Here is a 24,511-nt window from a genome sequence, read left to right as displayed (position 1 = left end):
GCCTGTCGATGCGTAAATGGGGTGTAGGTCTGACATTGGTGCTGTTGGCGTCCGGCGCCATGGCGAAGGATATTCAGTTGCTGAACGTGTCATACGATCCGACGCGTGAATTCTATCAGGCTTACAACACGGCATTCAGCAAGCACTATCAGGCGGAAACCGGCGACAAGGTGACGGTGCGCCAGTCGCATGGCGGATCCGGCAAGCAGGCGACCTCGGTGATCAACGGCATCGAGGCCGACGTGGTAACGCTGGCGTTGGCCTATGACGTCGACGCCATCGCCGAACGCGGGCGCATCGAGAAAGACTGGATCAAGCGCCTGCCGGACAACTCGGCGCCTTACACCTCGACCATCGTCTTCCTGGTGCGCAAAGGCAACCCGAAACAAATTCACGACTGGCCCGATTTGATCAAGCCGGGCGTGTCGGTGATCACCCCGAACCCGAAAACCTCCGGCGGCGCCCGCTGGAACTACCTGGCCGCCTGGGGCTACGCGTTGCACCACAACAACAACGATAAGGCCAAGGCGCAGGACTTCGTCAAAAACTTGTACAAGAACGTCGAAGTGCTGGATTCCGGCGCGCGCGGCGCGACCAACACCTTCGTTGAGCGCGGCATCGGCGATGTGCTGATCGCCTGGGAAAACGAAGCGCTGCTGGCGGAGAAAGAGCTCGGCAAAGACAAGTTCGAGATTATTACGCCGAGCGAATCGATCCTGGCCGAACCGACGGTGTCGGTGGTGGATAAGGTGGTCGATAAACGCGGTACCCGCGACGTGGCGACCGCCTACCTGAAGTATCTGTATTCGCCGGAAGGGCAGACCATCGCGGCGCAGCACTATTACCGTCCGCGCGATGCGGCGGTGGCGGCCAAGTTTGCCGGGCAGTTCCCGCAGCTGAAGCTGTTCACCGTGGATGACACCTTCGGCGGCTGGACCGAAGCGCAGAAGGTGCACTTCGCCACCGGCGGCGTGTTCGACGAGATAAGCAAACGCTGATGCCGGTTGAGCGGCAATAAAAAACCCCGGCAAGCCGGGGTTTTTTTATGGCAGGCCTAAGGGAATCAGGCTTTTTTCGCTGCGGCAGCGGCTTTGACGATCACGGCGAAAGCGTCGGCTTTCAGCGAGGCGCCGCCAACCAGCGCGCCGTCGATGTCCGGCTGAGAGAACAGCTCCGCGGCGTTCTTGTCGTTCACCGAACCGCCGTACTGGATGATGATTTCAGCGGCAACCGCGGCATCGTGCTTGGCGATGTGGCCACGGATAAATTTGTGCACGGCCTGCGCCTGCGCAGGGGTAGCGGATTTGCCGGTGCCGATGGCCCAGACCGGCTCATAGGCGATCACGGTGCCTTTCATCGCCGGTGCGCCCAGCGTTTTCAGCACGGCGTCGATCTGGCGCGCGCACACTTCTTCGGTTTTGCCCGCGGCGTTTTCCGCTTCGGTTTCACCGATGCACAGCACCGGGATCAGGCCGGCTTCTTTCAGCACGGCGAATTTCTCGGCGATGACTTCGTCGCTTTCTTTGTGGTAGGTGCGGCGCTCGGAGTGGCCGATGATGATGTACTGGGCACCGACGTCTTTCAGCATGTTGGCGGAAACTTCACCGGTGAAGGCGCCGGACAGGTTAACGTCCACGTTCTGCGCGCCCAGCGCGATGCGGCTGCCGGCCAGCGCATGCTTGGCCTGATCCAGATACATCACCGGCGGGGCGATGGCGACGCCACAGCCGTCAACGCTGCTCAGCTCATTGCGCAGGCCGGCGATCAGTTCGTTGACCATGTGGGTGCTGCCGTTAAGCTTCCAGTTACCCATAACTAATGGATGACGCATGTTTTTTCCTCCAACTAGGGAACGCGAGAGTCGAAATGACAACTGCCGGACCGGCAGTTTACCTGCCCAACAGTATAGAGATCATTAAGCGCGAAGGCTTTGCTTTTCGTCATTAAATGCCGCGCCGTTACGGCTCGGAAAGCGCCAGCTTAATCGGTTCAACCGCGAAGGTTACGCCTTTATCGCCGTTGTCCGAAACGACATAGCGAATGGCGCCGACCTGCTGTTGGTAAAAGCGCGATCCTTTGCCTTTTTCCAGCAGGCTGTTCACCTTGTTCTGGCTCTGTTCCACCGTCAACGCCGGTTCGAACTGGCGCATCAGCGCCGCCATGTAGCTGATGGCGATGGCGCGCGCGGCTTTTTCTTCAGTGGCCTGCTGTAGCGGCAGGTGAGTGATCTGCAACGTTTTGATTTTACCGGTGCCTTTCTCCAGCGCGGTGGAGGCGTACAGGTTTTCGTTGAGTTTGCTGGCGGCGCGCGTCAGCAGCGGCGAATCGTCTTCGGCGGCGGGAATGGCGCGGAATTCGCCAATCGGCAGCTTCGGGTTGTCGCGGTTGTATTTTTCGCGGAATTTGACCACCGTCAGATCGAACGTCGGCGCCCCGGCCAGCAGGTAAGGTGCGGCGGGCGTCGCTTCGGTGGGCGGCGGATCGGCCCAGGCGCTGGCGGCCGCCTGCAGCAGGCAGGCGATGACGAGGGTTTTTCTCAGCATGGCGTATGGCATCAAGGACAAAGATGGCTCCGATTAAAGCGATAACCCGCGGGGCTTGTCAAAGATCCCACGCCATTATCGGTTCGCTGACGAGAAAGCTGTGCGGCGCACCGCGTTATGCAAGGCGGAAAACTCGGCCCGGCAGCGCCTATGTTACACTGCGGCGCAGAATATGGGCAGGCTTAGAGCGCAGGAATCGATGACGTTACAACAGTGGTGTTTTTCTTTTAAGGGCCGTATCGGGCGGCGCGACTTCTGGATCTGGATGGGGCTGTGGCTGGCGCTGATGGCGGCGGCGTTTACGCTGGCCAATTATCAGCTGATCGCCATCCAATCCATCGCCTTCTTTATCGTGGCGTTGCTGTGGCCGACGGCGGCGGTGCTGGTCAAGCGCCTGCACGATCGCAACAAGGCCGGCTGGTGGGCGCTGCTGCTGATCCTGGCGTGGATGCTGGCGGCGGGGAACTGGCAGATGCTGGCGCCGATCTGGCAATGGGGCGTCGGGCGTTTCATTCCGACGCTGATTATCGTGATGATGATGATCGATCTGGGCGCCTTCGTCGGCACGCCGGGAGATAACCGGTTCGGCCCGGAAGCCGAACCGGTGAAGTTCCGCTGACCCTCGCCGGGTTACCAGTAGTGTTCGCTGGTGATGTGGCCCGGCTTGCGGCGCAGGTGCTTGCGCATCTGGCGGTGGTCTTTCAGCGTTTGCTGGGTGTCCCGCACCATTTGTGGGTTGCCGCACAGCATCACATGGCTGGTTTCGGCGTCGATGGTCAAGCCGATCGCCGCTTCCAGCCGGCCGTCCTCGATCAGCGCTGGTACGCGGCCGGTCAATGAACCGGGCGCCTCTTCGCGGCTGACGACGGTCTGGATGCGCAGCTTGCCGTTGTAGCGCTGCTGCAGTTGCTGCATCAGCGGCAGGTAGCTCAGGTCACGCGCAAAGCGCGCGGCGTGCACCAGCACCAGGTTGTTGAAGCGCTCCAGCCCGATGCCCTGCTGCAGAATCGATAAATAGGGGCCGATGGCGGTGCCGGTCGCCAGCATCCACAGCGTGTCGCAGTCGGGCACCTCGTCCAGCACGAAGAAGCCGGCGGCTTCTTTGGTTACCATCACGTCCGAGCCCGGCTGCAGCTGATTGAGGCGCGGGCTCAGTTTGCCTTCTGGCACGGTGACCAGATAGAACTCCAGATTGGCGTCGTCGGGGGCATTGACGTAGGAGTAGGCGCGCTGCACCCGTTCGCCGTCGATCTCCAGCGCCAGCTTGGCGAATTGCCCGGCGGTGAAAGGATCGATGGGGGCATTGACCACCAGGCTGAACAGCCCGTCGGTCCATTGTTTTACCTGCGTAACCTTGCCGTTTACCCATTCAGCCATACTCTAAAGCTCCCGTGGTCGAATCAAATAAGCACAATGTCGTGAGCCGGAAATGGCGTGCGCGGTGCGCTCTACCCGGTAGTCGTTGCCGAACAGGCGGTGAAACAGCTGCAGCTCGGAATTGCACAGGCTACTGCAGCTGGAGCCGGCCACGCCGATCGGGCAGTGGTTTTCCACCAGCAGCGCGCCGTGCGGGTGGTCGAGCAATTCAGCCATGTAACCGTCATGTTGCCGCAGGCGCACCAGTCGGGCTAACCGATCATGGTGGCTACGCTCGGCGGACAGCTCTTCGGCATAACGCAGATAAAGCTGCTCTTCGCGCGCGCTGAGCAACGGTTCCACCCCGGCGCCGCCAAACAGCTGCAGCGCGGATGCCCGCAACCGCTCCTGGTCGGCGGCCGTAAAGGCATGCCCTCGCTCGGTCAGCGACCAGTAGCGCGTCGGGCGGCCGACCTTGCTGCGCGCTTCTTCGTAACAAACCAACTCACGTTTTTCCAGGGATTGCAGATGTTGTCGGATGCCCATCGGCGTGATGTCCAGACGCTCCGCCAGCATTTTGGCCGAGTGCGGGCCGAGAGCCTTTAACTGCAATAAAATCAGCTCAGGTGTTTTCATGAACCAAATCCCTATGGTGTTATTTTATTTCAAGTTGATGAAAAGGATTATCGATTAAATGCTAAAGCGCGGCTACTGCAAGGGCGCTGTTTTTAACTCCAAAGCGTTAGACGTACAGTTTAATTTACGAGCCTGGTCGGGTTTGCTGCCAGTGTGACCTGGATCAATATCTGCCTGAAACTCGCTAAAAAAATCAGATTTGATTAGTTTATGCCGCCATAGAGGGCTGCTCGCCGTTCTGGCTGCTGCAACGGCCATTCCGGGACGCTGTGACGAGTTGAAACGTTAACGAAGATAATGAGAAAACTAGAGAATTTTCACCTGCTGGTGATGCTTATCCTGTTGGTCGCCGTCGGCCAGATGGCGCAAACCATTTATGTTCCCGTTATTGCTGATATCGCCCACGATCTGTCGGTTCGCACCGGCGCCGTGCAACGGGTGATGGCGGCGTATCTGCTGACCTACGGTTTCTCCCAGCTGATTTACGGGCCGATATCGGACCGTATCGGGCGTCGTCCGGTGATCCTGACCGGCATGATGATCTTCCTGATCGGCGCGCTGGGCGCGCTGCTGTCAACCAACCTGACGATGCTGGTCGCCGCCAGCGCGATTCAGGGCATGGGCACCGGCGTGGCGGGCGTGATGGCGCGCACCATGCCGCGCGATCTGTATGCCGGCACCGCGCTGCGCTATGCCAACAGCCTGCTGAATATGGGGATTTTGGTCAGCCCGCTGCTGGCGCCGGTGATCGGCGGCGCATTGGCGATGGTGTTCGGCTGGCGTGCCAGCTACGCCTTCCTGCTGGCGCTGTGCGCCTGCGTCGCTTTCGCCATGTTCCGCTGGTTGCCGGAAACCCGCCCGGTGCAAACGGAAAAACGCCGCATGCTGGCCAGTTTCCGCCAGCTGCTGGCTGACAGCACCTTCAGCTGCTATCTGGTGATGCTGATCGGCGCGCTGGCGGGCATTGCGGTATTCGAGGCCAGCTGCGGCGTGTTGATGGGCGGCGTGTTGGGGCTGAGTGGCCTGACCGTCAGCATCCTGTTCATTCTGCCGATCCCGGCGGCGTTTTTCGGTGCCTGGTACGCCGGGCGCGACGGCAAGACCTTCCACACGCTGATGTGGCATTCGGTGATTAGCTGCCTGTTGGCGGGGGCGATGATGTGGATCCCGGGCTGGTTCGGCGTGATGAACATCTGGACGCTGATCGTGCCGGCCGCACTGTTCTTCTTCGGCGCCGGCATGCTGTTCCCGCTGGCGACCACCGGGGCGATGGAGCCGTTCCCTTACCTGGCCGGCGCGGCGGGCGCATTGGTTGGCGGCATGCAGAATATGGGATCGGGGCTTGCGACCTGGCTTTCCGCCATGCTGCCGCAAACCGGGCAGTTCAGCCTCGGATTGCTGATGTTCGCGATGGCGCTGTTGATCCTGCTGTGCTGGTGGCCGCTGTCCAACCGGATGCAACATCAGGGGCATACCGCATAACGACAGGGCGCCATTCGGCGCCCTCATGCAGTTGACAAAGGGGGAAAAAGCGTGATTTTTCCCCCTTTGTGGTTATCAGCCGAAAATCAATAAATTGATTTTCCTGGTTTTCTATTCGTTGCTCTCTGCCAACTCGGCAAGGTCATGAGGTTTGTCATCAATCATCAGGGCGCCATTCGGCGCCCTGTTTCGTTACAGCAAAAACTCGTGCAGCGCCGGGTCCTTGCGATCCAGATAGTGGGTTGAACGGATGCGGCGGATGGTGCGCGACTTGCCGCGGATCAGCAACGTTTCGGTCGTGGCCATATTGCCCTGGCGGCTGATGCCCTCCAGCAGATCGCCCTTGGTGATGCCGGTGGCGGAGAAGATCACGTTGTCGTTGTGCGCCATCTGATCCAGACGCAGCGCCTGACCGGCTTCGATACCCATCTCCCGGCAGCGCGCCAGCTCCTGTTCGCCGATGCGGCGGTTCTCGGCGCTGTCGCCTTTCACCTCATGGCGCGGCAGCAAACGCGCCTGCATGTCGCCGTCCAGCGCGCGGATCACCGCGGCTGAGATCACCCCTTCCGGCGCGCCGCCGATGCCATACATCACATCGACCTCGCTTTCCGGCATGCAGGTGAGAATGGAGGCCGCCACGTCGCCGTCAGGAATGGCGAACACCCGCACGCCGAGCTGCTGCATCTGCGCGATGACGCCGTCGTGGCGCGGTTTGGCCAAAACGATCACCGTCAGCTGCGACAGCGGTTTGCCCAGCCGGGCGGCGACGTTCTGCAGATTCTCCGCCAGCGGCAGGTTGAGATCGATGGCGCCGCGCGCCGCCGGGCCGACCACCAGCTTCTCCATGTACATGTCCGGCGCGTGCAGGAAGGTGCCGCGATCGCCCACCGCCAATACCGCCAGCGCATTGGACTGGCCCATGGCGGTCATGCGGGTGCCTTCGATCGGATCGACCGCGATGTCGACCGCGTCGCCCTGGCCGGTACCGACCTGTTCGCCGATATACAGCATCGGCGCTTCGTCGATCTCGCCTTCGCCGATCACGATGCGCCCATCGATATCCACGTTGTTAAGCATGATGCGCATGGCGTGGACCGCCGCGCCGTCGGCGGCGTTCTTGTCGCCGCGTCCCAGCCATTTGTAGCCCGCCAGCGCGGCGGCTTCGGTAACGCGGGAAAATTCGATGGCTAATTCACGTTTCATGGCAAACCTGTCTGTGAGAAAGGGAAGAAAATATCGGCAAAGTCTATCACAGCGCGGCGGCGGCGGGGCGGGGCAAAAAAAAGCGCCGCCCGCAGGCAGCGCTTGTTGGTGAAACGGCAGCTTCGGGATTACTCGTGATCTTCCCACGCCTGAGCGCGCGCCACCGCTTTTTTCCAGCCGCCGTAGCGGTAGTTGCGTTCGGTGGTTTCGATGCTTGGGCGGAATTCGCGTTCAATCACCGCTTTGCTCTTCACTTCGTCCAGATCGTTCCAGTAGCCGATGGCCAGGCCCGCCAGGAACGCGGCGCCCAGCGCCGTCGATTCACGCACTTCAGGGCGTTCTACGCGAGTGCCGAGAATATCGGACTGGAACTGCATCAGGAAGTTGTTGGCGACCGCGCCGCCGTCCACGCGCAGCGATTGCAGGCGGGTGTTGGCGTCGGCCTGCATGGCGTCCAGCACGTCACGGGTCTGGAAGGCGATGGATTCCAGCGTGGCGCGGATGATGTGGTTGCTGTTGGCGCCACGGGTCAGCCCGAAGATGGCGCCGCGGGCGTACGGATCCCAGTAAGGGGCGCCCAGGCCGGTGAAGGCCGGCACCACATAGACGCCGTTGCTGTCTTTCACCTTGGTGGCGAAGTATTCGGAGTCGGCGGCGTCGCTGATCAGTTTCAGCTCGTCGCGCAGCCACTGGATAGACGCACCGCCGATGAACACCGCGCCTTCCAGCGCATAGTTCACTTCGCCGCGCGGGCCGCAGGCGATGGTGGTCAGCAGGCCGTTTTTCGAACGCACCGCTTCTTTGCCGGTGTTCATCAGCAGGAAGCAGCCGGTGCCGTAGGTGTTCTTCGCCATGCCCGGTTGAACGCACAGCTGGCCGTACAGCGCCGCCTGCTGGTCACCGGCGATACCGGCGATAGGAATACGCGTACCGCCCTTACCGCCGATGTTGGTCTGGCCGTACACCTCGGAGGAAGGACGGACTTTCGGCAGCATGGCGCGCGGGATATCCAGCACTTCCAGCATGCGTTCATCCCAGTCCAGCTCGTGGATGTTGAACATCATGGTGCGTGAGGCGTTGGTGTAATCGGTGACGTGTACGCGCCCCTGGGTCATTTTCCACACCAGCCAGGTGTCGACGGTGCCGAACAGCAGTTCGCCGCGCTTGGCGCGCTCGCGGGCGCCTTCGACGTTGTCCAGGATCCACTTCACCTTGGTGCCGGAGAAGTACGGGTCAACCACCAGGCCGGTATTGTGACGGATGTACTCTTCCAGGCCGTCGCGCTTGAGTTTCTCGCAGATGTCGGCGGTGCGGCGGCACTGCCAGACGATGGCGTTGTAAATCGGCTTGCCGGTCTCTTTTTCCCAGACGATGGTGGTTTCGCGCTGGTTGGTGATGCCGATGCCGGCGATCTGATCGGAACTGATGTCGGCTTTCGCCAGCACTTCTACCAGCGTCGAACTTTGCGACGCCCAGATTTCCATCGGGTCGTGCTCAACCCAGCCGGCCTTGGGATAGATCTGCGGGAATTCGCGCTGCGATACCGCAACGATGTTGGCGTCGTGATCGAGCACGACGGCGCGTGAGCTGGTGGTCCCTTGGTCGAGTGCGACAATGTATTTTTTTTCTACAGTCATGGTAATTATCCTGCTGTTGTTAACCGTGTAAAACTGCACCCATCATGCTTTGCGCTGCTGGGTCTTGGCGTCGGGCTCTTCTTCCGTCACGCAGACGTCGCACGGCAGGTGGCGGCCAATCAGCGCGCGGTAACCGAAAGCGCCCAGGCCACAGCCGACGATAGGGGCGAAGATCGGCACCAGGAAGTACGGGATGTCGCGTGCGCCGGTGAAGGCGACTTTGCCCCAGCCGGCCAGGTAGGCGAACAGTTTCGGCCCGAAGTCACGCGCCGGGTTCAACGCAAAGCCGGTCAATGGTCCCATGGAGGCGCCGATCACGGCAATCAGAATACCGATCAGCAGCGGCGCCAGCGGGCCGCGCGGGATGCCGTTGCCGTCGTCGGTCAGCGCCAGGATCAGGCACATCAGAATGGCGGCGATCACCATTTCTACCAGGAAGGCCTGGCCGACGGAGATATGCGCGTTAGGGTAAGTCGAGAAGATGCCGGCCAGCTCGAGGCTTTCGTTGCTGCCGCGCACCATGTGGTGAGCCGCTTCGAAGTCGAAGAACAGGTTGTAGTACAGCCCATAGACCAGGGCGGCGGCGCAGAAGGCACCGGCGATCTGCGCAATGATGTAAGGCACCACTTTGCGCCCGTCGAAGCAGGCGAACAGCCACAGAGCGAGGGTGACCGCGGGGTTGAGATGCGCGCCGGAAATGGCGGCGGTCAGATAGATGGCCATGGCGACGCCCAGGCCCCAAATGATGCTGATTTCCCACTGGCCGAAGCTGGCGCCCGCCAGTTTCAGCGCGGCAACGCAGCCTACGCCAAAGAAGATCAGCAGCGCCGTGCCGAGGAACTCGGCGATGCACTGGCCTTTTAATGTCGGACTGGTGGTTTGGCTCATAATGTTGTTGTCCTGCAAAACGGCGGTTGTTGGTTTATAGGCTCAGTTAGGTATACATCTGACCTATGGGCACAGTTTTTTTCATCTCGTCCAATTATTGAATGAGGACGTGATGTAAATTTATCGTTAACGAACATAAACGAGAAATAGCGAAATCAAAATGTGTGTAGCTCGTCATAAAATTGAGCGATTTCGCGTCGTTTAGTGTTCTTTCTGAGCCATAAAAGTGTGATCTGACCAGTGGTTTGGCGAGGGGCGTTAACAACTCGCGGCGGCGGCGGCGGGGATTTTCAGTTTTTGCTGATGGCGGAGGCAGGAAAATTGCAACAGACTGCGCGATGATCCGGTATGTTGCTAGACAGGCGGAGACTGGCTACTTACAATCGTTTTTAACGAATCGAGACTGGCGCGCCTTCCATAACGGCGCGCGTCACTGAGCGCGATGCAATATTCGCAGTAGCTGCAGCCGACGTTGCGGCCGCTACTTATAGATGTACGCCTTGCTATCATGAGGGGACTGAAGCATGTCATTTGAAGTATTTGAGAAACTGGAAGCAAAAGTACAGCAGGCGATTGATACCATCACCTTGTTGCAGATGGAAATTGAAGAGCTGAAAGACAAAAACAACTCTCTGTCGCAGGAAGTTCAGGCTGCCTCCGGCAACCACGAAGCGCTGGTGCGCGAAAACCAACAGCTGAAAGAAGAACAGCACGTATGGCAAGATCGCCTGCGCGCTCTGCTGGGCAAAATGGAAGAGGTCTGATTCCTCACGCCAGGCAGCAACGAAAAGGGCGCCTGCGGCGCCCTTTTTCATGACCGAAAATCACTCGATGTCGAGTGGGTCTTCGGAGAGGATGATGCCGGTGTTGTCGGCATACAGGTGATCGCCGGAGAAGAAGGTGACGCCACCGAAGTTGACGCGGATATCGCTTTCCCCCACGCCTTCGCTTACCGCGCCCGCCGGGATCGCCGCCATCGCCTGAATGCCGATGTCGAGCTCTTCCAGATCGTCCACCTGACGCACCGCGCCGTACACCACGATGCCTTCCCATTCGTTCTGGGCGGCCAGGCGCGCCAGTTCGGCGTTGATCAGCGCCCGGCGTACCGAACCGCCGCCGTCGACCAACAGCACGCGGCCGCGGCCGTTTTCTTCAAGCAGATCGAACAACAGGCCGTTATCCTCAAAGCATTTCACCGTGGTGATCTGCCCGCCAAATGAAGTACGCCCGCCAAAATTGGAGAACAGAGGTTCAACAACGTTCACCTCTTCATGATAGATGTCGCAAAGTTCGGAAGTATCGTATTTCATAGGATTTTACGTCTGTTTGCCGCTGGAATGTTCAGTATATCCCTTTATTCGCCCTGTTGGCAAAATCATCAGTTTTTAACTGAGCGCCACGCCGATGGCGAACAGCAGGTTGGCCAGCAACGCCGCCTTGACCATGTGCTCCAGCATCGGCCGCATGCCGACCGGCGTCGGATCGCGCAGTACGCGCAGGCCGTGGCGCACCAGCAGCGGGATCGCCAGCACGAACAGCCAGCCCCACTGGCTGTGGAGATTGAACAGCGTAAACAGCGCGAAACACAGCACCGCGCCGCCGAGCAGCAGGGCATGGTAAATGCGCGCCTTGTGCGGGCCGAGACGCACTGCCAGCGTGTTCTTGCCGTTTTCGCGATCGCTCTCGATATCGCGCAGATTGTTGATGTTGAGCACCGCCGTCGCCAGCAGGCCGCAGGCGGTGGCCGGCAGCATCACGACGCTGTCGAAGGTGTGCGTTTGCAGATAGTAGGTGCCGGCTACGCTTAGCCAGCCGAAGAATACCAGCACCGAGATGTCGCCCAGCCCCAAATACCCGTAGGGCTTGTTGCCGACGGTATAGGTGATGGCCGCCACGATAGACAGCCCGCCCAGCACCAGGAAGCCGACCACGTCGCTGGGTTGCTCGCAGGCGACGGCGATCAGCGAACAGCCGGCGAGCGCGATCAGTACCACCGTCACCACCAGCGCCCGTTTCATCTGCGCCTGGGTGATCATGCCTTTTTGCATGCCGCGCAATGGCCCGATGCGATCTTCTTTGTCGCTGCCTTTGACGGCATCGCCGTAGTCGTTCGCCAGATTGGAGAGGATCTGCAGCAGGCCGGCAGTCAACAGCGCCAGCAGCGCCACTTCGGGTTTCAGGCTGCCGTGCCAGGCGGCGATTGCCGAACCGACCACGATGGAGGCAAAGGCCAACGGCAGGGTGCGGGGGCGTAGACTTTCCAGCCAGGCGGAGATCGGGGTGGTGGGGGTCGATGAGCTCATGTTTCGCTTCTGTCAGTAAGTTGCGGTGTCCGTTAGAAATAATTGTGGGAGGCAATGCCTCCCACACAGATGACTGACAAGACAAAGATTGAGCGATTATAGGATAAAACGACTCAAATCTTCATCCGCCACCAGTTCATCCAGATGACTGCGCACGTAATCCGCATCAATTGTAATGGATTGGCCATTAATTTCACTCGCCTCGTAGGAAATATCTTCCATCAGACGCTCAAGCACGGTGTGCAGACGACGCGCGCCGATGTTCTCGGTGCTTTCGTTGACCTGCCACGCGGCTTCGGCGATGCGGCGGATGCCGTCGGCGGTGAACTCGATGTTGACGCCTTCGGTGCCCATCAGCGCTTTGTACTGCTCGGTCAGCGACGCGCTCGGCTCGGTCAGGATGCGCTCGAAGTCTTCGGTGGTCAGCGCCTGCAGCTCAACGCGGATCGGCAGACGGCCCTGCAGCTCCGGGATCAGATCTGACGGATTGGCGGTCTGGAACGCGCCGGAAGCGATGAACAGGATGTGGTCGGTCTTCACCATACCGTGCTTGGTCGACACGGTGCAGCCTTCCACCAGCGGCAGCAGATCGCGCTGTACGCCTTCGCGCGAGACGTCCGGGCCGGAGCTTTGGCCGCCGCGCTTACAGATTTTGTCGATCTCGTCGATAAACACGATGCCGTGCTGTTCAACCGCTTCGATCGCCTGCTCTTTCAGCTCTTCCGGGTTCACCAGCTTGGCGGCTTCTTCTTCCACCAGCAGCTTGAAGGCTTCTTTGATCTTCAGCTTGCGCGGTTTTTGCTTCTGGCCGCCGAGGTTCTGGAACATCGACTGCAACTGGTTGGTCATCTCTTCCATGCCCGGAGGCGCCATGATTTCCACGCCCATCGGCGCGGCGGCCAGATCGATTTCGATCTCTTTGTCATCCAGCTGGCCTTCGCGCAGTTTCTTGCGGAATGCCTGGCGGGCGGCGGACGGTTCCTGATTTTCTTCCGGCTGGCCCCAGTTGTTTTTGGCCGGCGGGATCAGCACGTCGAGAATGCGCTCTTCGGCCAACTCTTCGGCGCGGGTGCGGTTTTTCTCGATCGACTGCATGCGCACCATTTTGATGGCGGCATCGGTCAGATCGCGGATGATGGAGTCCACTTCTTTGCCCACATAGCCCACTTCGGTGAACTTGGTGGCTTCAACCTTGATGAACGGCGCGTTGGCCAGCTTCGCCAGACGGCGGGCGATTTCGGTTTTACCGACGCCGGTCGGGCCGATCATCAGAATGTTTTTCGGGGTCACTTCGTGACGCAGCATCTCGTTGAGCTGCATCCGGCGCCAGCGGTTGCGCAGGGCAATGGCGACAGCGCGTTTGGCCTTGTTTTGGCCAATGATATAGCTGTCCAGTTCGCTGACGATCTCGCGCGGGGTCATTTCAGACATGGTATTCGATCCTTACGCTTTGGAAGGCAATTCTTCAATGGTGTGGAAATGGTTGGTGTAAATACAGATGTCGCCGGCGATGTTGAGGGATTTCTCAACGATGTCGCGGGCGCTCAGCTCGGTATTTTCCAACATGGCGCGGGCTGCGGCCTGAGCGTAAGGGCCGCCGGAGCCGATGGCGATCAGATCGTTTTCCGGCTGCACCACATCGCCGTTGCCGGTGATGATCAGCGAAGCGTTTTCATCGGCGACCGCCAGCAGCGCTTCGAGCTTGCGCAGCATGCGGTCGGTGCGCCAGTCTTTCGCCAGCTCGACGGCGGCTTTCACCAGGTGACCCTGATGCATTTCCAGTTTGCGTTCAAACAGTTCAAACAGCGTGAAGGCGTCAGCGGTGCCACCGGCGAAACCGGCGATCACTTTGTCGTTATACAGGCGACGCACTTTCTTGACGTTACCCTTCATCACCGTATTACCCAGGGTTGCCTGGCCATCACCACCGATGACGACCTGGCCGTTGCGGCGTACGCTTACAATTGTTGTCACGAGCAGACCCTCGTTAAAGACGGAAAGAAGCCCCCGCAGCGCCTGCTTTCGCAGACGCTACGAGGCATATTGAGAGTATAGATGGGGGGGGATTGACGCTTTTCAACCCCCAACGGAGAGGGGAATGCAACTCGACATGCCGACGCCCTTCAGGCGCGAAAGGGTTTTGTCCGCGGCGGCGCGGCTGCTGTACGGGCCGAGCACCACGCGATTCCAACCGCCGCCGGCGGTGATGCGGCTCTCGATGCCTTCGAACGCCAGGCGCGCACGCACGGATTCAGCCTGATCGGTGGCGCGGAACGAACCGCATTGCACCATCCACTTCTGTTTTGATTCCGGTTTGGTTTCCTGCTTGGCCGTTTCCTGTTTCACTTCCGGTTTGGGCTCCGGTTTCGGTTGCGGCTTCGGCTCAGGCTGTTTCACCTGCACCGGTTGCTGGGTAGTCGGTTTTGGCTGCGGGTGCGGCTGCACCGGCGCGGTGGTGGCCCCGTTGTTGAACGGGTTGCGCGGCGGCTGGCTGACCTGCTGCTGTTGCTGCACCGGCTGCTGCTGCATTTGCTGCTGCTGGCGAGTGCTGCGCGCGTTGGCCTGGCCCGGATCGTTATACGGCACTTCGTTCAGCTGCGTCGGGCGCTGCTGCATGTCGGCCTGCATCTGTTCCAGCAACTGCCGCTGTTCGGCGGTCAGCTGAGTTTTGGAATTGAGCTCGCCGCCGGCCGTCGGTTCGGTCGGGGTTTGCACGCCGATCTGCCGGTTTTCCAGCTCTTTGATGTAGCGCCAGCGCTCTTCCGGCTTCGGCGGCAGGCCGTTGCCGGGGCGCGTGGTGTGCGCAGGCAACAACGGCGCGTCTTCCGGCTTGTTGTGCGTAATGAAATAGAGGCCACCGACAAAGACAACCAGCAACGCGGCGGCTAACGCCAGCACGGTTTTGGAAACCTTCGGAGAACTGCGTTTTTTACGGCTGGGGGTTTTACGCTTAGCTCCTGCTGCGCGCCCACGGCTTACATAGTCTTTTTGTGCCACTATTATTCCGCTGTGTCCTGATGAAAGGATAAGTCCGTCATGTTACTGAACCCTAAAATATTTGACTAGCGTTTCGGGGCAGCGGTGCTGCCTCTGATAATCAATTCACTGTCCAACAGCCGGGAGCCGCTGGCCACCGTCTGGCCGTTCAACTGCTCCAACAGCAACAACATCGCCTGCTGGCCGATCTGGAAGCGCGGCTGCGCCACCGTGGTCAGCGGCGGATCGCAATACTGCGCCAGCTTGAGGTCGTCAAAGCCGACGATCGACAGATCCTGCGGCACCCGCAGCCCCATTTTCTTCGCCTGGGACAGCACGCCGATCGCCATGACGTCGCTGTGGCAGAATACCGCTGTCGGCGGTTTCGGCTGTGCCATCAGCGCCGTCAGTGCTTGCGCGCCGGCTTCGTAGGTAAAATCACCCCGGGTAATATAGCTGCTTTCGACGGTAATGCCATTACGACGTAGCGCTTGAACGTAACCCTGCAGCCGATAATGGCTCAGCGGCATCTGTTCCGGCCCGGCGACGCAGGCGATCTGCCGGTGGCCCAATTGATGCAAATAATGCACGGCTTCAAAGGCGGCGGTCAGGTTGTCGATGTGCACCGTCGGCAGTTCCAGCTCGGGAGCGAACTCGTTGGCCATCACCATCGGCGGCAGGTTGCGCTGCTCTTCCTTGCTGGCGTCGAACGGCAGGTTGGAGCCCAGCAGCAGCATGCCGTCGATCTGTTTGGTGATGATCAGATTGACGAAGGTGCGCTCCTGCTGGTTTTGCTGCGCGCAGTCGCCGATCAGCACCAGATAGCCTTGTTGGGCGGCGGTCTGTTCGATCCCCTGGATCACATCGGCGAAAAACGGATCGCAGATGTCGGGCACGATCACCAGGATGGTGCGGGATTCGTTGCGCTTGATATTGCGTGACAGAGCATGAGGAGAATAACCCACGGCCAGGACGGCCTGTTCCACTTTCTGGCGCGTCGGCGTTGACACCTTTTCCGGGTTCATCAGCGCACGCGATACGGTAGCCGTTGAAACGCCCGCCATTTCGGCGACGTCTTTCATGGTCGCCATGGATAACTCTTTCTTGTGTTCCAACGCCTTTCTCCTTGCGTCAGCCCCATGCCGACGCCACTACTGCTGTTTGCTCACAATGTCCGGCATGCGGTGGCGAAATTGTTGTCATTGAGCGCCACTCGCGTTCGGGCACTCCGTCGCGCTGCGATGTGGCGACAAAATTTGCCCTCGCAGACATTCTAAACAGAATACGCCCCGCCTTTGTTACCTAATTTGCATAAAAAATGTGACCTGAGAAGGTTTTTTAGCGTTCGCTCGCAATTTCAAGGGTAAACGTTTGCACTGCGGCAGCTAAATCGGACTTTTCCGGGATCAGCTGTCGATCGGATCGACATCCAGCGTCCATTTCACCTTGCGCGTTTGCGGCAGGGTGCCGATCAGCGGCAGCGAGCTTTTCATCAGCTGTTGCAGGACGCGCCGCGTCGGGTGCTGCAGCAGCAGCTGCCAGCGGAAACGGCCGCCGCGTTTGGACTGCAGCGCCGGCACCGGGCCCATCACCCACAGCGAATCGTCCTTCAGCGGGCTGGCTTCCAGCAGGTTGCGCAGCTGCTGCAGGAACAGCGGGGCCTGCTGGTTGTCGTGATCTTCGGCGCGCACGATGATGTGGCTGGTGTAAGGCGGCAGAAACACGCTGTTGCGCTCCGCCAGCGTCTGTTTGGCGAAGGCGTCGTAACCCTGTTGCAGCAGTACCTGCAGCAGCGGGTGCTCCGGATGGTGGGTTTGCAGCAGCACTTCACCCTGTTTGCCCGCGCGGCCGGCCCGCCCGGAGACCTGGGTATACAACTGAGCGAAACGCTCGGCTGAGCGGAAGTCGGCGGAGAACAGCGCGCCGTCCACGTCCAGCAACGCCACCAGCGTGACGTCGGGAAAATGGTGGCCCTTGGCCAGCATCTGCGTGCCGATCAGAATGCGCGCTTCGCCGCGATGAATATCCGCCAGGTGCTGCTCCAGCGCCCCTTTGCGGCTGGTGGTGTCGCGATCGATGCGGGTGATCGGCGTGTCGGGGAACAGCGGCGCCAGCTCCTGCTCCAGCTGTTCGGTGCCGACGCCGACCGACACCAGGTGGGTGGAGCCGCACTGTGGGCACTGGTGCGGCACCGGCCGCTGGCTGTCGCAGTGGTGGCAGCGCAGCTGGCGCTGATGCTGGTGGAAGGTGTAGTAGTGATCGCAGCGCTGGCATTCGGCGATCCAGCCGCACTCGTGGCAAAGCAGCGCCGGAGCGTAACCGCGGCGGTTGAGGAACAGCATCACCTGATTGCCGGCTTTTAAATGGTGCTGCATGCTTTTCAAAAGCGGTTGCGACAGGCCGACCTTCAGCGGCAGCCCCTTTAGATCGATCAGGTGCTGCGTTGCCGGTTTGGCGTTGCCCGCGCGCTGGGTGAGCTTCAGCTGGCGATATTTACCCAGCTGCACGTTGTGCAGCGTTTCCAATGCCGGGGTCGCGGAGCCCATTACCATCGGGATGTCCTCTTCCCGGGCGCGGAACACCGCCAGATCGCGGGCGTGGTAGCGCCAGCCTTCCTGCTGTTTATAGGAGCTGTCATGCTCTTCGTCGATGATGATTACGCCCAGCTGACGGAACGGCGTGAACAGCGCCGAACGGGTGCCGATGACGATGGCGGCTTCGCCGCTGCGCGCGCGCAGCCAAACCGCCAGCCGCTCGCTGTCGTTCAGCCCTGAGTGCAGCACGTCTACCGGCGCGTTGAAGCGCTCGCGAAAGCGGGCGATGGTTTGCGGCGTCAGGCCGATTTCCGGCACCAGCACCAGCGCCTGTCGGCCTTTGGCCAGCACGTTTTCCAGCACGCTGAGGTAGACTTCGGTCTTGCCGGAGCCGGTTACCCCCGCCAACAGCCAGGCGGCGAACTGCTCATCCTCGCTTCTGATCGCCCCGACGGCGGTAGCCTGCTCGGTGTTCAGCCGCAGCCGCTCGCCGAGCACTGCGAAGTTGGGGCGCCAGTCGTGCGTATCCGCGACCTGAGCGCGCAGATCGATCAGCCCTTTGGCGCGCAGCGCCTGCAGGGCGCTTTCCGTCAGCTCAAGCTGGCTGACCTGGTGGCGATAGACCGGGCGTTGCAGCAGCGCCGCCAGCGCCTGCTGCTGTTTCGGCGCGCGTTTCAGGCTTTCGGGCGGGGTGGCGCGCCCCTCTTCGGTGGCGAACCATTGCCACAGCGGCGCGGCCTCGGCCGGTTTGCCTTGCCGCAGCAGGATCGGCAGCGCATGGAACAGCACTTCGCCGATGGGGTAGTGATAGTAATCGCTGGCCCAGCGCAGGATGCGCCACAGGCTGGGGGAGAACAGCGATTCGGCGTCGATCACGCTGTCGATCGGTTTGAGCTTGTCCAGCGGCAGTTCACTGGTGTCGCTGCAGCCGGTGACGATGCCGATCGCATGCTGCCTGCCCCAGGGCACGCCCACGCGCGCGCCGGCCACCGGCTGCATGCCGGGCGGCAGCAGATAGTCGAAGGTGCGGGCGAGGGGGACCGGCAAGGCAACGTGTACGACGGGCATGATCTCATCCAAATTGAAAAAAGTGGGCATCAGTTTACACGGCGCATCGGCAAATGTACGGTTCCGATTGCGCGCCCCGACTAATGCTGTATAATTTGCCGCCTTTGGTATAATTCGATACCAAAATTCTATTATCAACCACGTGTGGTGTCTGGCGAAACAGGGCTGGATAGCGACACGGCCTTAACTGAGGTTTCCCATGAAACAAGGTATCCACCCAAAATACGAAGAAGTTACTGCTAACTGCTCTTGCGGTAACGTGATGAAGATCCGCTCCACCGTGGGCCACGATCTGAACCTGGACGTTTGTGGCGCATGCCACCCGTTCTACACTGGCAAGCAGCGTGACGTTGCCACCGGTGGCCGCGTTGACCGCTTCAACAAGCGTTTCAGCGTACCAGGCGCTAAGAAATAAGATTTCTTATCGTCCGATGAAAAAGGCGCCTTTGGCGCCTTTTTTCGTTTCTGCCGCCGGCGTTCGCCGGGCGGTTCTCAATATTCCCAGGTATCGGGGTCGACACCCAGTTCGCGCATCAACACTTTCGCGGCTTCCGGAATTTCATCGCTGCGCTCTTTGCGCAGGTCTTCATCGTTCGGCAGCGGCTGGCCGGTAAAGGCATGCAGAAACGCTTCGCACAGCAGTTCGCTGTTGGTGGCGTGGCGCAGGTTGTTCACCTGGCGACGGGTCCGTTCGTCGGTGAGGATTTTCAGGACCTTCAGCGGAATGGATACCGTGATCTTTTTGACTTGCTCGCTTTTTTTACCGTGTTCAGCGTAAGGGCTGACATACTCGCCGTTCCACTCAGCCATGGGACACCTTAACTTTGTCAGAAAAATTACAAAATTCTAAAAACCGGCCAATTATGCCCGATCTTCACTGTTCTCACTAAATAAATGTCAATTTTACGCGACCAGGGTCACTGAATGCCCCGCCTCGGCCGGGCATTGCGGCTTAACATCTTATCGTCATGTCATATCGGCATAATTTTAGCGGGTATTGTGCCATTGCTCAATCTATACGCAGAGAAGTTTAGATGTCCAGATGTATTGACGTCTATCAATCCTGCGATTACTCTTTAGGCCTCATTCACCGAACCGAGAGCCGAGCGAGCCCATGACGCGTAAACCAGCCACGATTGCCGTACGCAGCGGCCTGAACGACGACGAACAGTACGGCTGCGTTGTCCCGCCGATTCATCTGTCCAGCACCTATAACTTTACCGACTTCAACCAACCCCGAGCCCATGATTATTCGCGCCGCGGCAACCCGACGCGCGACGTGGTGCAACGCGCGTTGGCGGAGCTGGAAGGCGGCGCCGGCGCGGTGATGACCGGCAGCGGGATGTCGGCGATCCATCTGGTGACCACCGTGCTGCTGAAGCCCGGCGATCTGCTGGTGGCGCCGCACGACTGCTACGGCGGCAGCTATCGGTTGTTCGACAGCCTGAGCAAACGCGGTGCCTATCGCGTGCTGTTCGTCGATCAGGGTAATGAAGCCGCCCTGCAACAGGCGCTGGCGCAAAAGCCGAAGCTGGTGTTGATCGAAAGCCCCAGCAACCCGCTGCTGCGGGTGGTGGACATCGCGGCGATCTGCGCCGCCGCGCACGCGGCGGGCGCGTTGACGGTGGTGGACAACACCTTCCTCAGCCCGGCCCTGCAACAGCCGATCGAACTCGGTGCCGATCTGGTGGTCCATTCATGCACCAAATACCTGAACGGGCATTCGGACGTGGTGGCCGGGGCGGTGATCGCCAAAGATCCCGAGCTGGCGGTCGAGCTGGCCTGGTGGGCGAACAACATCGGCGTGACCGGCGGCGCGTTCGACAGCTATCTGCTGCTGCGTGGCATGCGCACGCTGTCGCCGCGCATCAAGGCGGCGCAGCTAAACGCTGAAGCGATTGTTGACTATTTACAGCAGCAACCGTTGGTGAAAAAGCTGTATCATCCCTCCCTGCCGGAGAATCCGGGGCATGAGATCGCCCGCCGGCAGCAGCGCGGTTTCGGCGCGATGCTGAGTTTTGAACTGGACGGCGATGAAGCGGTGCTGCGCCGTTTTCTCTCTGCCCTTGAGCTGTTTACTCTGGCAGAATCGTTGGGCGGCGTAGAAAGCCTGATCTCGCATGCAGCGACCATGACCCACGCCGGCATGGCGGCGGAGGCGCGGGCAGCGGCCGGCATCTCCGAGAGCCTGCTGCGCATTTCCGTGGGTATTGAAGACAGTGAAGATTTGATTGCCGATCTGGAACGCGCTTTCCAGGCGGCGGCAACGAGGTAAGCATGAATGCAATTGCTGTAGCAGGGCCGGTGAGTGGGCGTCAACTGCACAAGTTTGGCGGCAGCAGTCTGGCGGATGTGAAGTGTTATCTGCGTGTGGCCGGGATTATGGCGGAATACAGCCAGCCGGGCGACATGATGGTGGTATCGGCCGCCGGCAGTACCACCAACCAGTTGATCAACTGGCTGAAGCTCAGCCAGAGCGATCGCCTGTCTGCGCACCAGGTGCAGCAGACGTTGCGTCGTTATCACAGCGATCTTATCAGCGGCCTGCTGCCGCCGGAAAGCGCCGAGCCGCTGATCGCCGAGTTCATTCAGGATCTGGAACGTCTGGCGGTGCTGCTGGACGGCAAAGTCGACGAGGTGTGCTATGCCGAAGTGGTCGGGCACGGCGAGATCTGGTCGGCGCGCCTGATGGCGGCGGTGCTCAACCACCTGGATATGCAGGCGGCCTGGCTGGATGCGCGTGATTTCCTGCGCGCCGAGCGCGCCGCGCAGCCGCAGGTGGATGAAGGCCGTTCTTATCCGCTGCTGCAGCAATTGTTGGCTCAACATCCGGGCAAGCGCCTGGTGGTGACCGGCTTCATTTCGCGCAACGACGCCGGGGAAACCGTGCTGTTGGGGCGTAACGGCAGCGACTACTCCGCCACTCAGGTCGGCGCGTTGGCCGGCGCGGCGCGCGTCACCATCTGGAGCGACGTGGCCGGGGTTTACAGCGCCGACCCGCGCAAGGTGAAAGACGCCTGCCTGCTGCCGCTGCTGCGCCTGGACGAAGCCAGCGAGCTGGCGCGCCTGGCGGCACCGGTGTTGCATACCCGCACCCTGCAGCCGGTCTCCGGCAGCGATATCGATCTTCAGCTGCGCTGCAGCTACCAGCCGGAGCAGGGCTCGACGCGCATCGAGCGCGTATTGGCGTCCGGCACCGGCGCCAAGATTGTCACCAGCCACGATGACGTGTGCCTGATTGAGCTGCACGTCGCCGCTCAGCATGACTTCAAACTGGCGCAGAAAGAGTTGGATCTGGTGCTCAAGCGCGCGCAGATCAAACCGCTGGCGGTGGGCATCCATCCTGATCGCAATCGGGTACAGCTGTGCTACACCTCCGAGGTGGTCAACAGCGCGCTGGCGATCCTGCAGGCCTCGGCGCTGCCGGGTGAACTGCACCTGCGCGAAGGGTTGGCGCTGGTGGCGATGGTGGGCGCCGGGGTGTGCAAGAACCCGCTGCACAGCCATCGCTTCTATCAGCAGCTGAAAGATCAGCCGGTCGAGTTTATCTGGCAGGCGGAAGATGGCATCAGCCTGGTGGCGGTATTGCGTCAGGGGCCGACCGCGCTGCTGATTCAGGGGCTGCACCAAAGCCTGTTCCGCGCCGAGAAGCGCATCGGTCTGGTGCTGTTCGGCAAGGGCAACATTGGGTCGCGCTGGCTGGAGCTGTTTGCCCGCGAGCAGACCAATATTTCCGCGCGCAGCGGCTTCGAATTTATCCTGGCGGGGGTGGTGGACAGCCGCCGCAGCCTGCTGAACTACGAAGGGCTGGACGCCAGCCGCGCATTGGCGTTCTTTGAGGACGAGGCGCAGGCGCTCGACGAAGAGTCGCTGTTCCTGTGGATGCGCGCGCACCCGTTCGACGATCTGGTGGTGCTCGACGTGACCGCCAGCGAAGAGCTGGCCGGGCAGTATCTGGATTTCGCCAGCTACGGTTTCCACGTGATCAGCGCCAACAAGCTGGCGGGAGCCTCGTGCAGCGATACCTATCGCCAAATCCGCGACGCCTTCGCCAAAACCGGCCGCCACTGGCTGTACAACGCCACCGTCGGCGCCGGTCTGCCGGTCAACCACACGGTGCGCGATCTGCGCGACAGCGGCGACAGCATTTTGGCGATCAGCGGCATTTTCTCCGGCACGCTTTCCTGGCTGTTCCTGCAGTATGACGGCACGGTGCCGTTCACCGAGCTGGTGGATCAGGCCTGGCAGCAGGGGCTGACCGAACCGGATCCGCGGGTCGATCTCTCCGGCCAGGACGTGATGCGCAAGTTGGTGATCCTGGCGCGCGAAGCGGGCTACGACATCGAACCTAACCAGGTGCGGGTCGAGTCGCTGGTGCCGGCGGGCTGCGAGCAGGGCTCCGTCGATCAGTTCTTCGAGAACGGCGAGGCGCTGAACCAGCAGATGCAGCAGCGTTTTGAGGCCGCCAGCGAAATGGGCCTGGTGCTGCGTCACGTGGCGCGTTTCGACGCCAACGGCAAGGCGCGGGTCGGCGTGGAGGCGGTGCGTCCTGAGCATCCGCTGGCCTCGTTGCTGCCGTGCGACAACGTGTTCGCCATCGAAAGCCGCTGGTATCGCGATAATCCGCTGGTGATCCGCGGGCCGGGCGCCGGCCGCGACGTGACCGCCGGAGCGATCCAGTCAGACCTTAACCGGTTGGCGCAGCTGCTTTAATCCTCTGCGGGCGCGGGTTCACCGCGCCCCTTCGCTTTTCCTGCCATACTTATCCCTGCCGCCGTCATGAAATTCCCTCGTTGAGCGGGTGAAGATTAATCATCTTATTCCCCTCATTTTCCTGTTGACTCTTTAGCCAACATGCGGCATTTTCTATCTAGACGTCTAAACGTATAGACGCTCATCAAGATGAAAAAAACAGTGATTGATAAGAGGTGAGCAGGGTATGAGCTTTTTCCACGCAAACCAGCGGGAAGCGCTGAATCAGAGTCTGGCGGAGTTGAACGGCCAGATTAACGTATCATTCGAGTTCTTCCCGCCGCGCACCAGCGAGATGGAAGAGACCCTGTGGCAGTCGATCGATCGTCTGAGCATCCTCAAACCCAAATTCGTTTCCGTCACCTACGGCGCCAACTCCGGCGAGCGCGATCGCACCCACAGCATCATCAAGGGGATCAAGGAGCGCACCGGCCTGGAGGCGGCGCCGCACCTGACCTGCATCGACGCCAGCCCGGCGCAGCTGCGCGACATCGCGGCCGATTATTGGAACAGCGGCATTCGCCATATCGTGGCGCTGCGCGGCGATCTGCCGCCGGGCGGCGGCAAGCCGGACATGTACGCGACCGATCTGGTGGCGCTGCTGAAAGACGTGGGCGACTTCGACATTTCTGTCGCCGCCTACCCGGAAGTGCACCCGGAGGCGAAGAGTGCCCAGGCCGATTTAATCAACCTGAAGCGCAAGATCGACGCCGGCGCCAGCCGCGCCATCACCCAGTTCTTCTTCGACGTTGAGAGCTACCTGCGCTTCCGCGACCGCTGCGTCGCCGCCGGTATCGACGTGGAAATCGTGCCGGGCATTCTGCCGGTATCCAACTTCAAGCAGCTGCAGCGCTTCGCCACCATGACCAACGTGCGGGTGCCAAGCTGGATGACCAGCATGTTCGAAGGGCTGGACGACGATGCGGAGACCCGCAAAATGGTCGGCGCCAACATCGCCATGGACATGGTGAAGATCCTCAGCCGCGAAGGCGTGAAAGATTTCCACTTCTATACGCTGAACCGCGCCGAGATGAGCTACGCCATCTGCCACACGCTGGGCGTGCGCCCGGTGGCCGCCGCCTGACAGGCCTGTTCCATTGAAAAAGGGCGTCGCTTACCGCGGCGCCCTTTTT

At 60.7% G+C, this 24,511-nt stretch carries 23 protein-coding genes; 8 read left to right on the top strand and 15 right to left on the bottom strand.

Going from position 1 to position 24,511, the window contains the following annotated elements; translation table 11 throughout:
- Positions 1 to 8: 8 nt before the first annotated feature.
- A complete protein-coding gene (locus ACF8MC_RS22565; protein ID WP_033636447.1) occupies positions 9 to 998 on the top strand; it encodes a sulfate ABC transporter substrate-binding protein in 990 nt (329 codons plus the stop codon).
- Positions 999 to 1,063: 65 nt separating this feature from the next.
- Here ACF8MC_RS22565 and tpiA read toward each other — a convergent pair whose 3' ends face one another.
- Together tpiA and ACF8MC_RS22555 are read right to left on the bottom strand one after the other, a co-directional pair.
- Positions 1,064 to 1,831: a triose-phosphate isomerase gene (gene tpiA / locus ACF8MC_RS22560; protein WP_033649886.1), complete on the bottom strand. Its 768-nt coding sequence runs from the start codon at positions 1,829 to 1,831 to the stop codon at positions 1,064 to 1,066.
- 127 nt (positions 1,832 to 1,958) lie between these two features.
- A complete protein-coding gene (locus ACF8MC_RS22555) occupies positions 1,959 to 2,543 on the bottom strand; it encodes a DUF1454 family protein (protein WP_060437076.1) in 585 nt (194 codons plus the stop codon).
- Positions 2,544 to 2,742: 199 nt separating this feature from the next.
- Here ACF8MC_RS22555 and ACF8MC_RS22550 point away from each other — a divergent pair, with 199 nt between their 5' ends.
- Complete coding sequence (locus ACF8MC_RS22550) at positions 2,743 to 3,162, top strand: DUF805 domain-containing protein (protein WP_033639143.1); 420 nt, start codon at positions 2,743 to 2,745, stop codon at positions 3,160 to 3,162.
- A gap of 11 nt (positions 3,163 to 3,173) precedes the next feature.
- On the opposite strand, the gene fpr is transcribed toward ACF8MC_RS22550, so the two are convergent.
- The gene (gene fpr / locus ACF8MC_RS22545; protein ID WP_033636442.1) at positions 3,174 to 3,920 is read right to left on the bottom strand and encodes a ferredoxin--NADP(+) reductase; all 747 of its coding nucleotides are present in this window, start codon (positions 3,918 to 3,920) and stop codon (positions 3,174 to 3,176) included.
- A 3-nt stretch (positions 3,921 to 3,923) separates the two neighbouring features.
- Positions 3,924 to 4,535, bottom strand: coding sequence for a metalloregulator ArsR/SmtB family transcription factor (locus ACF8MC_RS22540; protein WP_039569507.1), 612 nt, complete (start codon positions 4,533 to 4,535; stop codon positions 3,924 to 3,926).
- A gap of 297 nt (positions 4,536 to 4,832) precedes the next feature.
- Between ACF8MC_RS22540 and emrD the strand changes: the two genes are divergently transcribed.
- Positions 4,833 to 6,017, top strand: a complete 1,185-nt coding sequence (gene emrD, locus ACF8MC_RS22535; RefSeq protein ID WP_033649888.1) for a multidrug efflux MFS transporter EmrD — start codon at positions 4,833 to 4,835, stop codon at positions 6,015 to 6,017.
- 192 nt (positions 6,018 to 6,209) lie between these two features.
- Here emrD and glpX read toward each other — a convergent pair whose 3' ends face one another.
- The 3 genes from glpX to ACF8MC_RS22520 all read right to left on the bottom strand — a co-directional run bounded on the left by glpX (position 6,210) and on the right by ACF8MC_RS22520 (position 9,745).
- Positions 6,210 to 7,220: a class II fructose-bisphosphatase gene (gene glpX, locus ACF8MC_RS22530; protein WP_033654536.1), complete on the bottom strand. Its 1,011-nt coding sequence runs from the start codon at positions 7,218 to 7,220 to the stop codon at positions 6,210 to 6,212.
- A gap of 128 nt (positions 7,221 to 7,348) precedes the next feature.
- Positions 7,349 to 8,857 (bottom strand): glycerol kinase GlpK, encoded by a 1,509-nt coding sequence (gene glpK, locus ACF8MC_RS22525; RefSeq protein ID WP_033649890.1) that lies wholly within the window; start codon positions 8,855 to 8,857, stop codon positions 7,349 to 7,351.
- A gap of 42 nt (positions 8,858 to 8,899) precedes the next feature.
- Positions 8,900 to 9,745 carry an MIP/aquaporin family protein gene (locus tag ACF8MC_RS22520; protein WP_004931095.1) on the bottom strand — a complete coding sequence of 282 codons (846 nt, stop codon included), beginning with the start codon at positions 9,743 to 9,745 and terminating at the stop codon, positions 8,900 to 8,902.
- A 524-nt stretch (positions 9,746 to 10,269) separates the two neighbouring features.
- Here ACF8MC_RS22520 and zapB point away from each other — a divergent pair.
- Entirely contained in the window at positions 10,270 to 10,509 is a 240-nt protein-coding gene (gene zapB / locus ACF8MC_RS22515) for a septal ring assembly protein ZapB (protein WP_004931092.1), read from the top strand.
- A 60-nt stretch (positions 10,510 to 10,569) separates the two neighbouring features.
- On the opposite strand, the gene rraA is transcribed toward zapB, so the two are convergent.
- The 7 genes from rraA to priA form a co-directional block, all read right to left on the bottom strand.
- Positions 10,570 to 11,055 carry a ribonuclease E activity regulator RraA gene (gene rraA / locus ACF8MC_RS22510; RefSeq protein WP_004931090.1) on the bottom strand — a complete coding sequence of 162 codons (486 nt, stop codon included), beginning with the start codon at positions 11,053 to 11,055 and terminating at the stop codon, positions 10,570 to 10,572.
- A 75-nt stretch (positions 11,056 to 11,130) separates the two neighbouring features.
- Positions 11,131 to 12,048, bottom strand: a complete 918-nt coding sequence (locus ACF8MC_RS22505) for a 1,4-dihydroxy-2-naphthoate polyprenyltransferase (RefSeq protein WP_060437075.1) — start codon at positions 12,046 to 12,048, stop codon at positions 11,131 to 11,133.
- A gap of 96 nt (positions 12,049 to 12,144) precedes the next feature.
- Positions 12,145 to 13,479, bottom strand: a complete 1,335-nt coding sequence (hslU, locus tag ACF8MC_RS22500; protein WP_060423742.1) for an HslU--HslV peptidase ATPase subunit — start codon at positions 13,477 to 13,479, stop codon at positions 12,145 to 12,147.
- 12 nt (positions 13,480 to 13,491) lie between these two features.
- Positions 13,492 to 14,022 carry an ATP-dependent protease subunit HslV gene (gene hslV / locus ACF8MC_RS22495; protein ID WP_033649891.1) on the bottom strand — a complete coding sequence of 177 codons (531 nt, stop codon included), beginning with the start codon at positions 14,020 to 14,022 and terminating at the stop codon, positions 13,492 to 13,494.
- Between the two features lie 102 nt (positions 14,023 to 14,124).
- Positions 14,125 to 15,045: a cell division protein FtsN gene (gene ftsN, locus ACF8MC_RS22490; protein WP_060388471.1), complete on the bottom strand. Its 921-nt coding sequence runs from the start codon at positions 15,043 to 15,045 to the stop codon at positions 14,125 to 14,127.
- 65 nt (positions 15,046 to 15,110) lie between these two features.
- Complete coding sequence (gene cytR / locus ACF8MC_RS22485; protein ID WP_004931082.1) at positions 15,111 to 16,139, bottom strand: DNA-binding transcriptional regulator CytR; 1,029 nt, start codon at positions 16,137 to 16,139, stop codon at positions 15,111 to 15,113.
- A gap of 291 nt (positions 16,140 to 16,430) precedes the next feature.
- Positions 16,431 to 18,626, bottom strand: coding sequence for a primosomal protein N' (gene priA, locus ACF8MC_RS22480; RefSeq protein WP_043148438.1), 2,196 nt, complete (start codon positions 18,624 to 18,626; stop codon positions 16,431 to 16,433).
- A 199-nt stretch (positions 18,627 to 18,825) separates the two neighbouring features.
- Between priA and rpmE the strand changes: the two genes are divergently transcribed.
- Positions 18,826 to 19,041 (top strand): 50S ribosomal protein L31, encoded by a 216-nt coding sequence (gene rpmE, locus ACF8MC_RS22475; RefSeq protein WP_004931078.1) that lies wholly within the window; start codon positions 18,826 to 18,828, stop codon positions 19,039 to 19,041.
- A 77-nt stretch (positions 19,042 to 19,118) separates the two neighbouring features.
- Here the strand turns inward: rpmE and metJ are convergent, their stop codons facing one another.
- A complete protein-coding gene (metJ, locus tag ACF8MC_RS22470; RefSeq protein WP_006317756.1) occupies positions 19,119 to 19,436 on the bottom strand; it encodes a met regulon transcriptional regulator MetJ in 318 nt (105 codons plus the stop codon).
- A 304-nt stretch (positions 19,437 to 19,740) separates the two neighbouring features.
- Between metJ and metB the strand changes: the two genes are divergently transcribed.
- The 3 genes from metB (at position 19,741) to metF (ending at position 24,462) form a co-directional block, all read left to right on the top strand.
- Entirely contained in the window at positions 19,741 to 20,901 is a 1,161-nt protein-coding gene (metB, locus tag ACF8MC_RS22465) for a cystathionine gamma-synthase (protein ID WP_033649893.1), read from the top strand.
- A gap of 2 nt (positions 20,902 to 20,903) precedes the next feature.
- Entirely contained in the window at positions 20,904 to 23,339 is a 2,436-nt protein-coding gene (locus ACF8MC_RS22460) for a bifunctional aspartate kinase/homoserine dehydrogenase II (RefSeq protein WP_033649894.1), read from the top strand.
- A 226-nt stretch (positions 23,340 to 23,565) separates the two neighbouring features.
- Positions 23,566 to 24,462: a methylenetetrahydrofolate reductase gene (gene metF, locus ACF8MC_RS22455; protein ID WP_033636430.1), complete on the top strand. Its 897-nt coding sequence runs from the start codon at positions 23,566 to 23,568 to the stop codon at positions 24,460 to 24,462.
- Positions 24,463 to 24,511: the final 49 nt, after the last annotated feature.

Source organism: Serratia sp. LACPHL-BACT-2024-00286 (assembly GCF_043109535.1).
GTDB classification, from domain to species: Bacteria; Pseudomonadota; Gammaproteobacteria; order Enterobacterales; family Enterobacteriaceae; genus Serratia; species Serratia sarumanii.
Note: the sequence above shows the minus strand (reverse complement) of the source record. Positions and strands in the feature narration are given on the sequence as shown.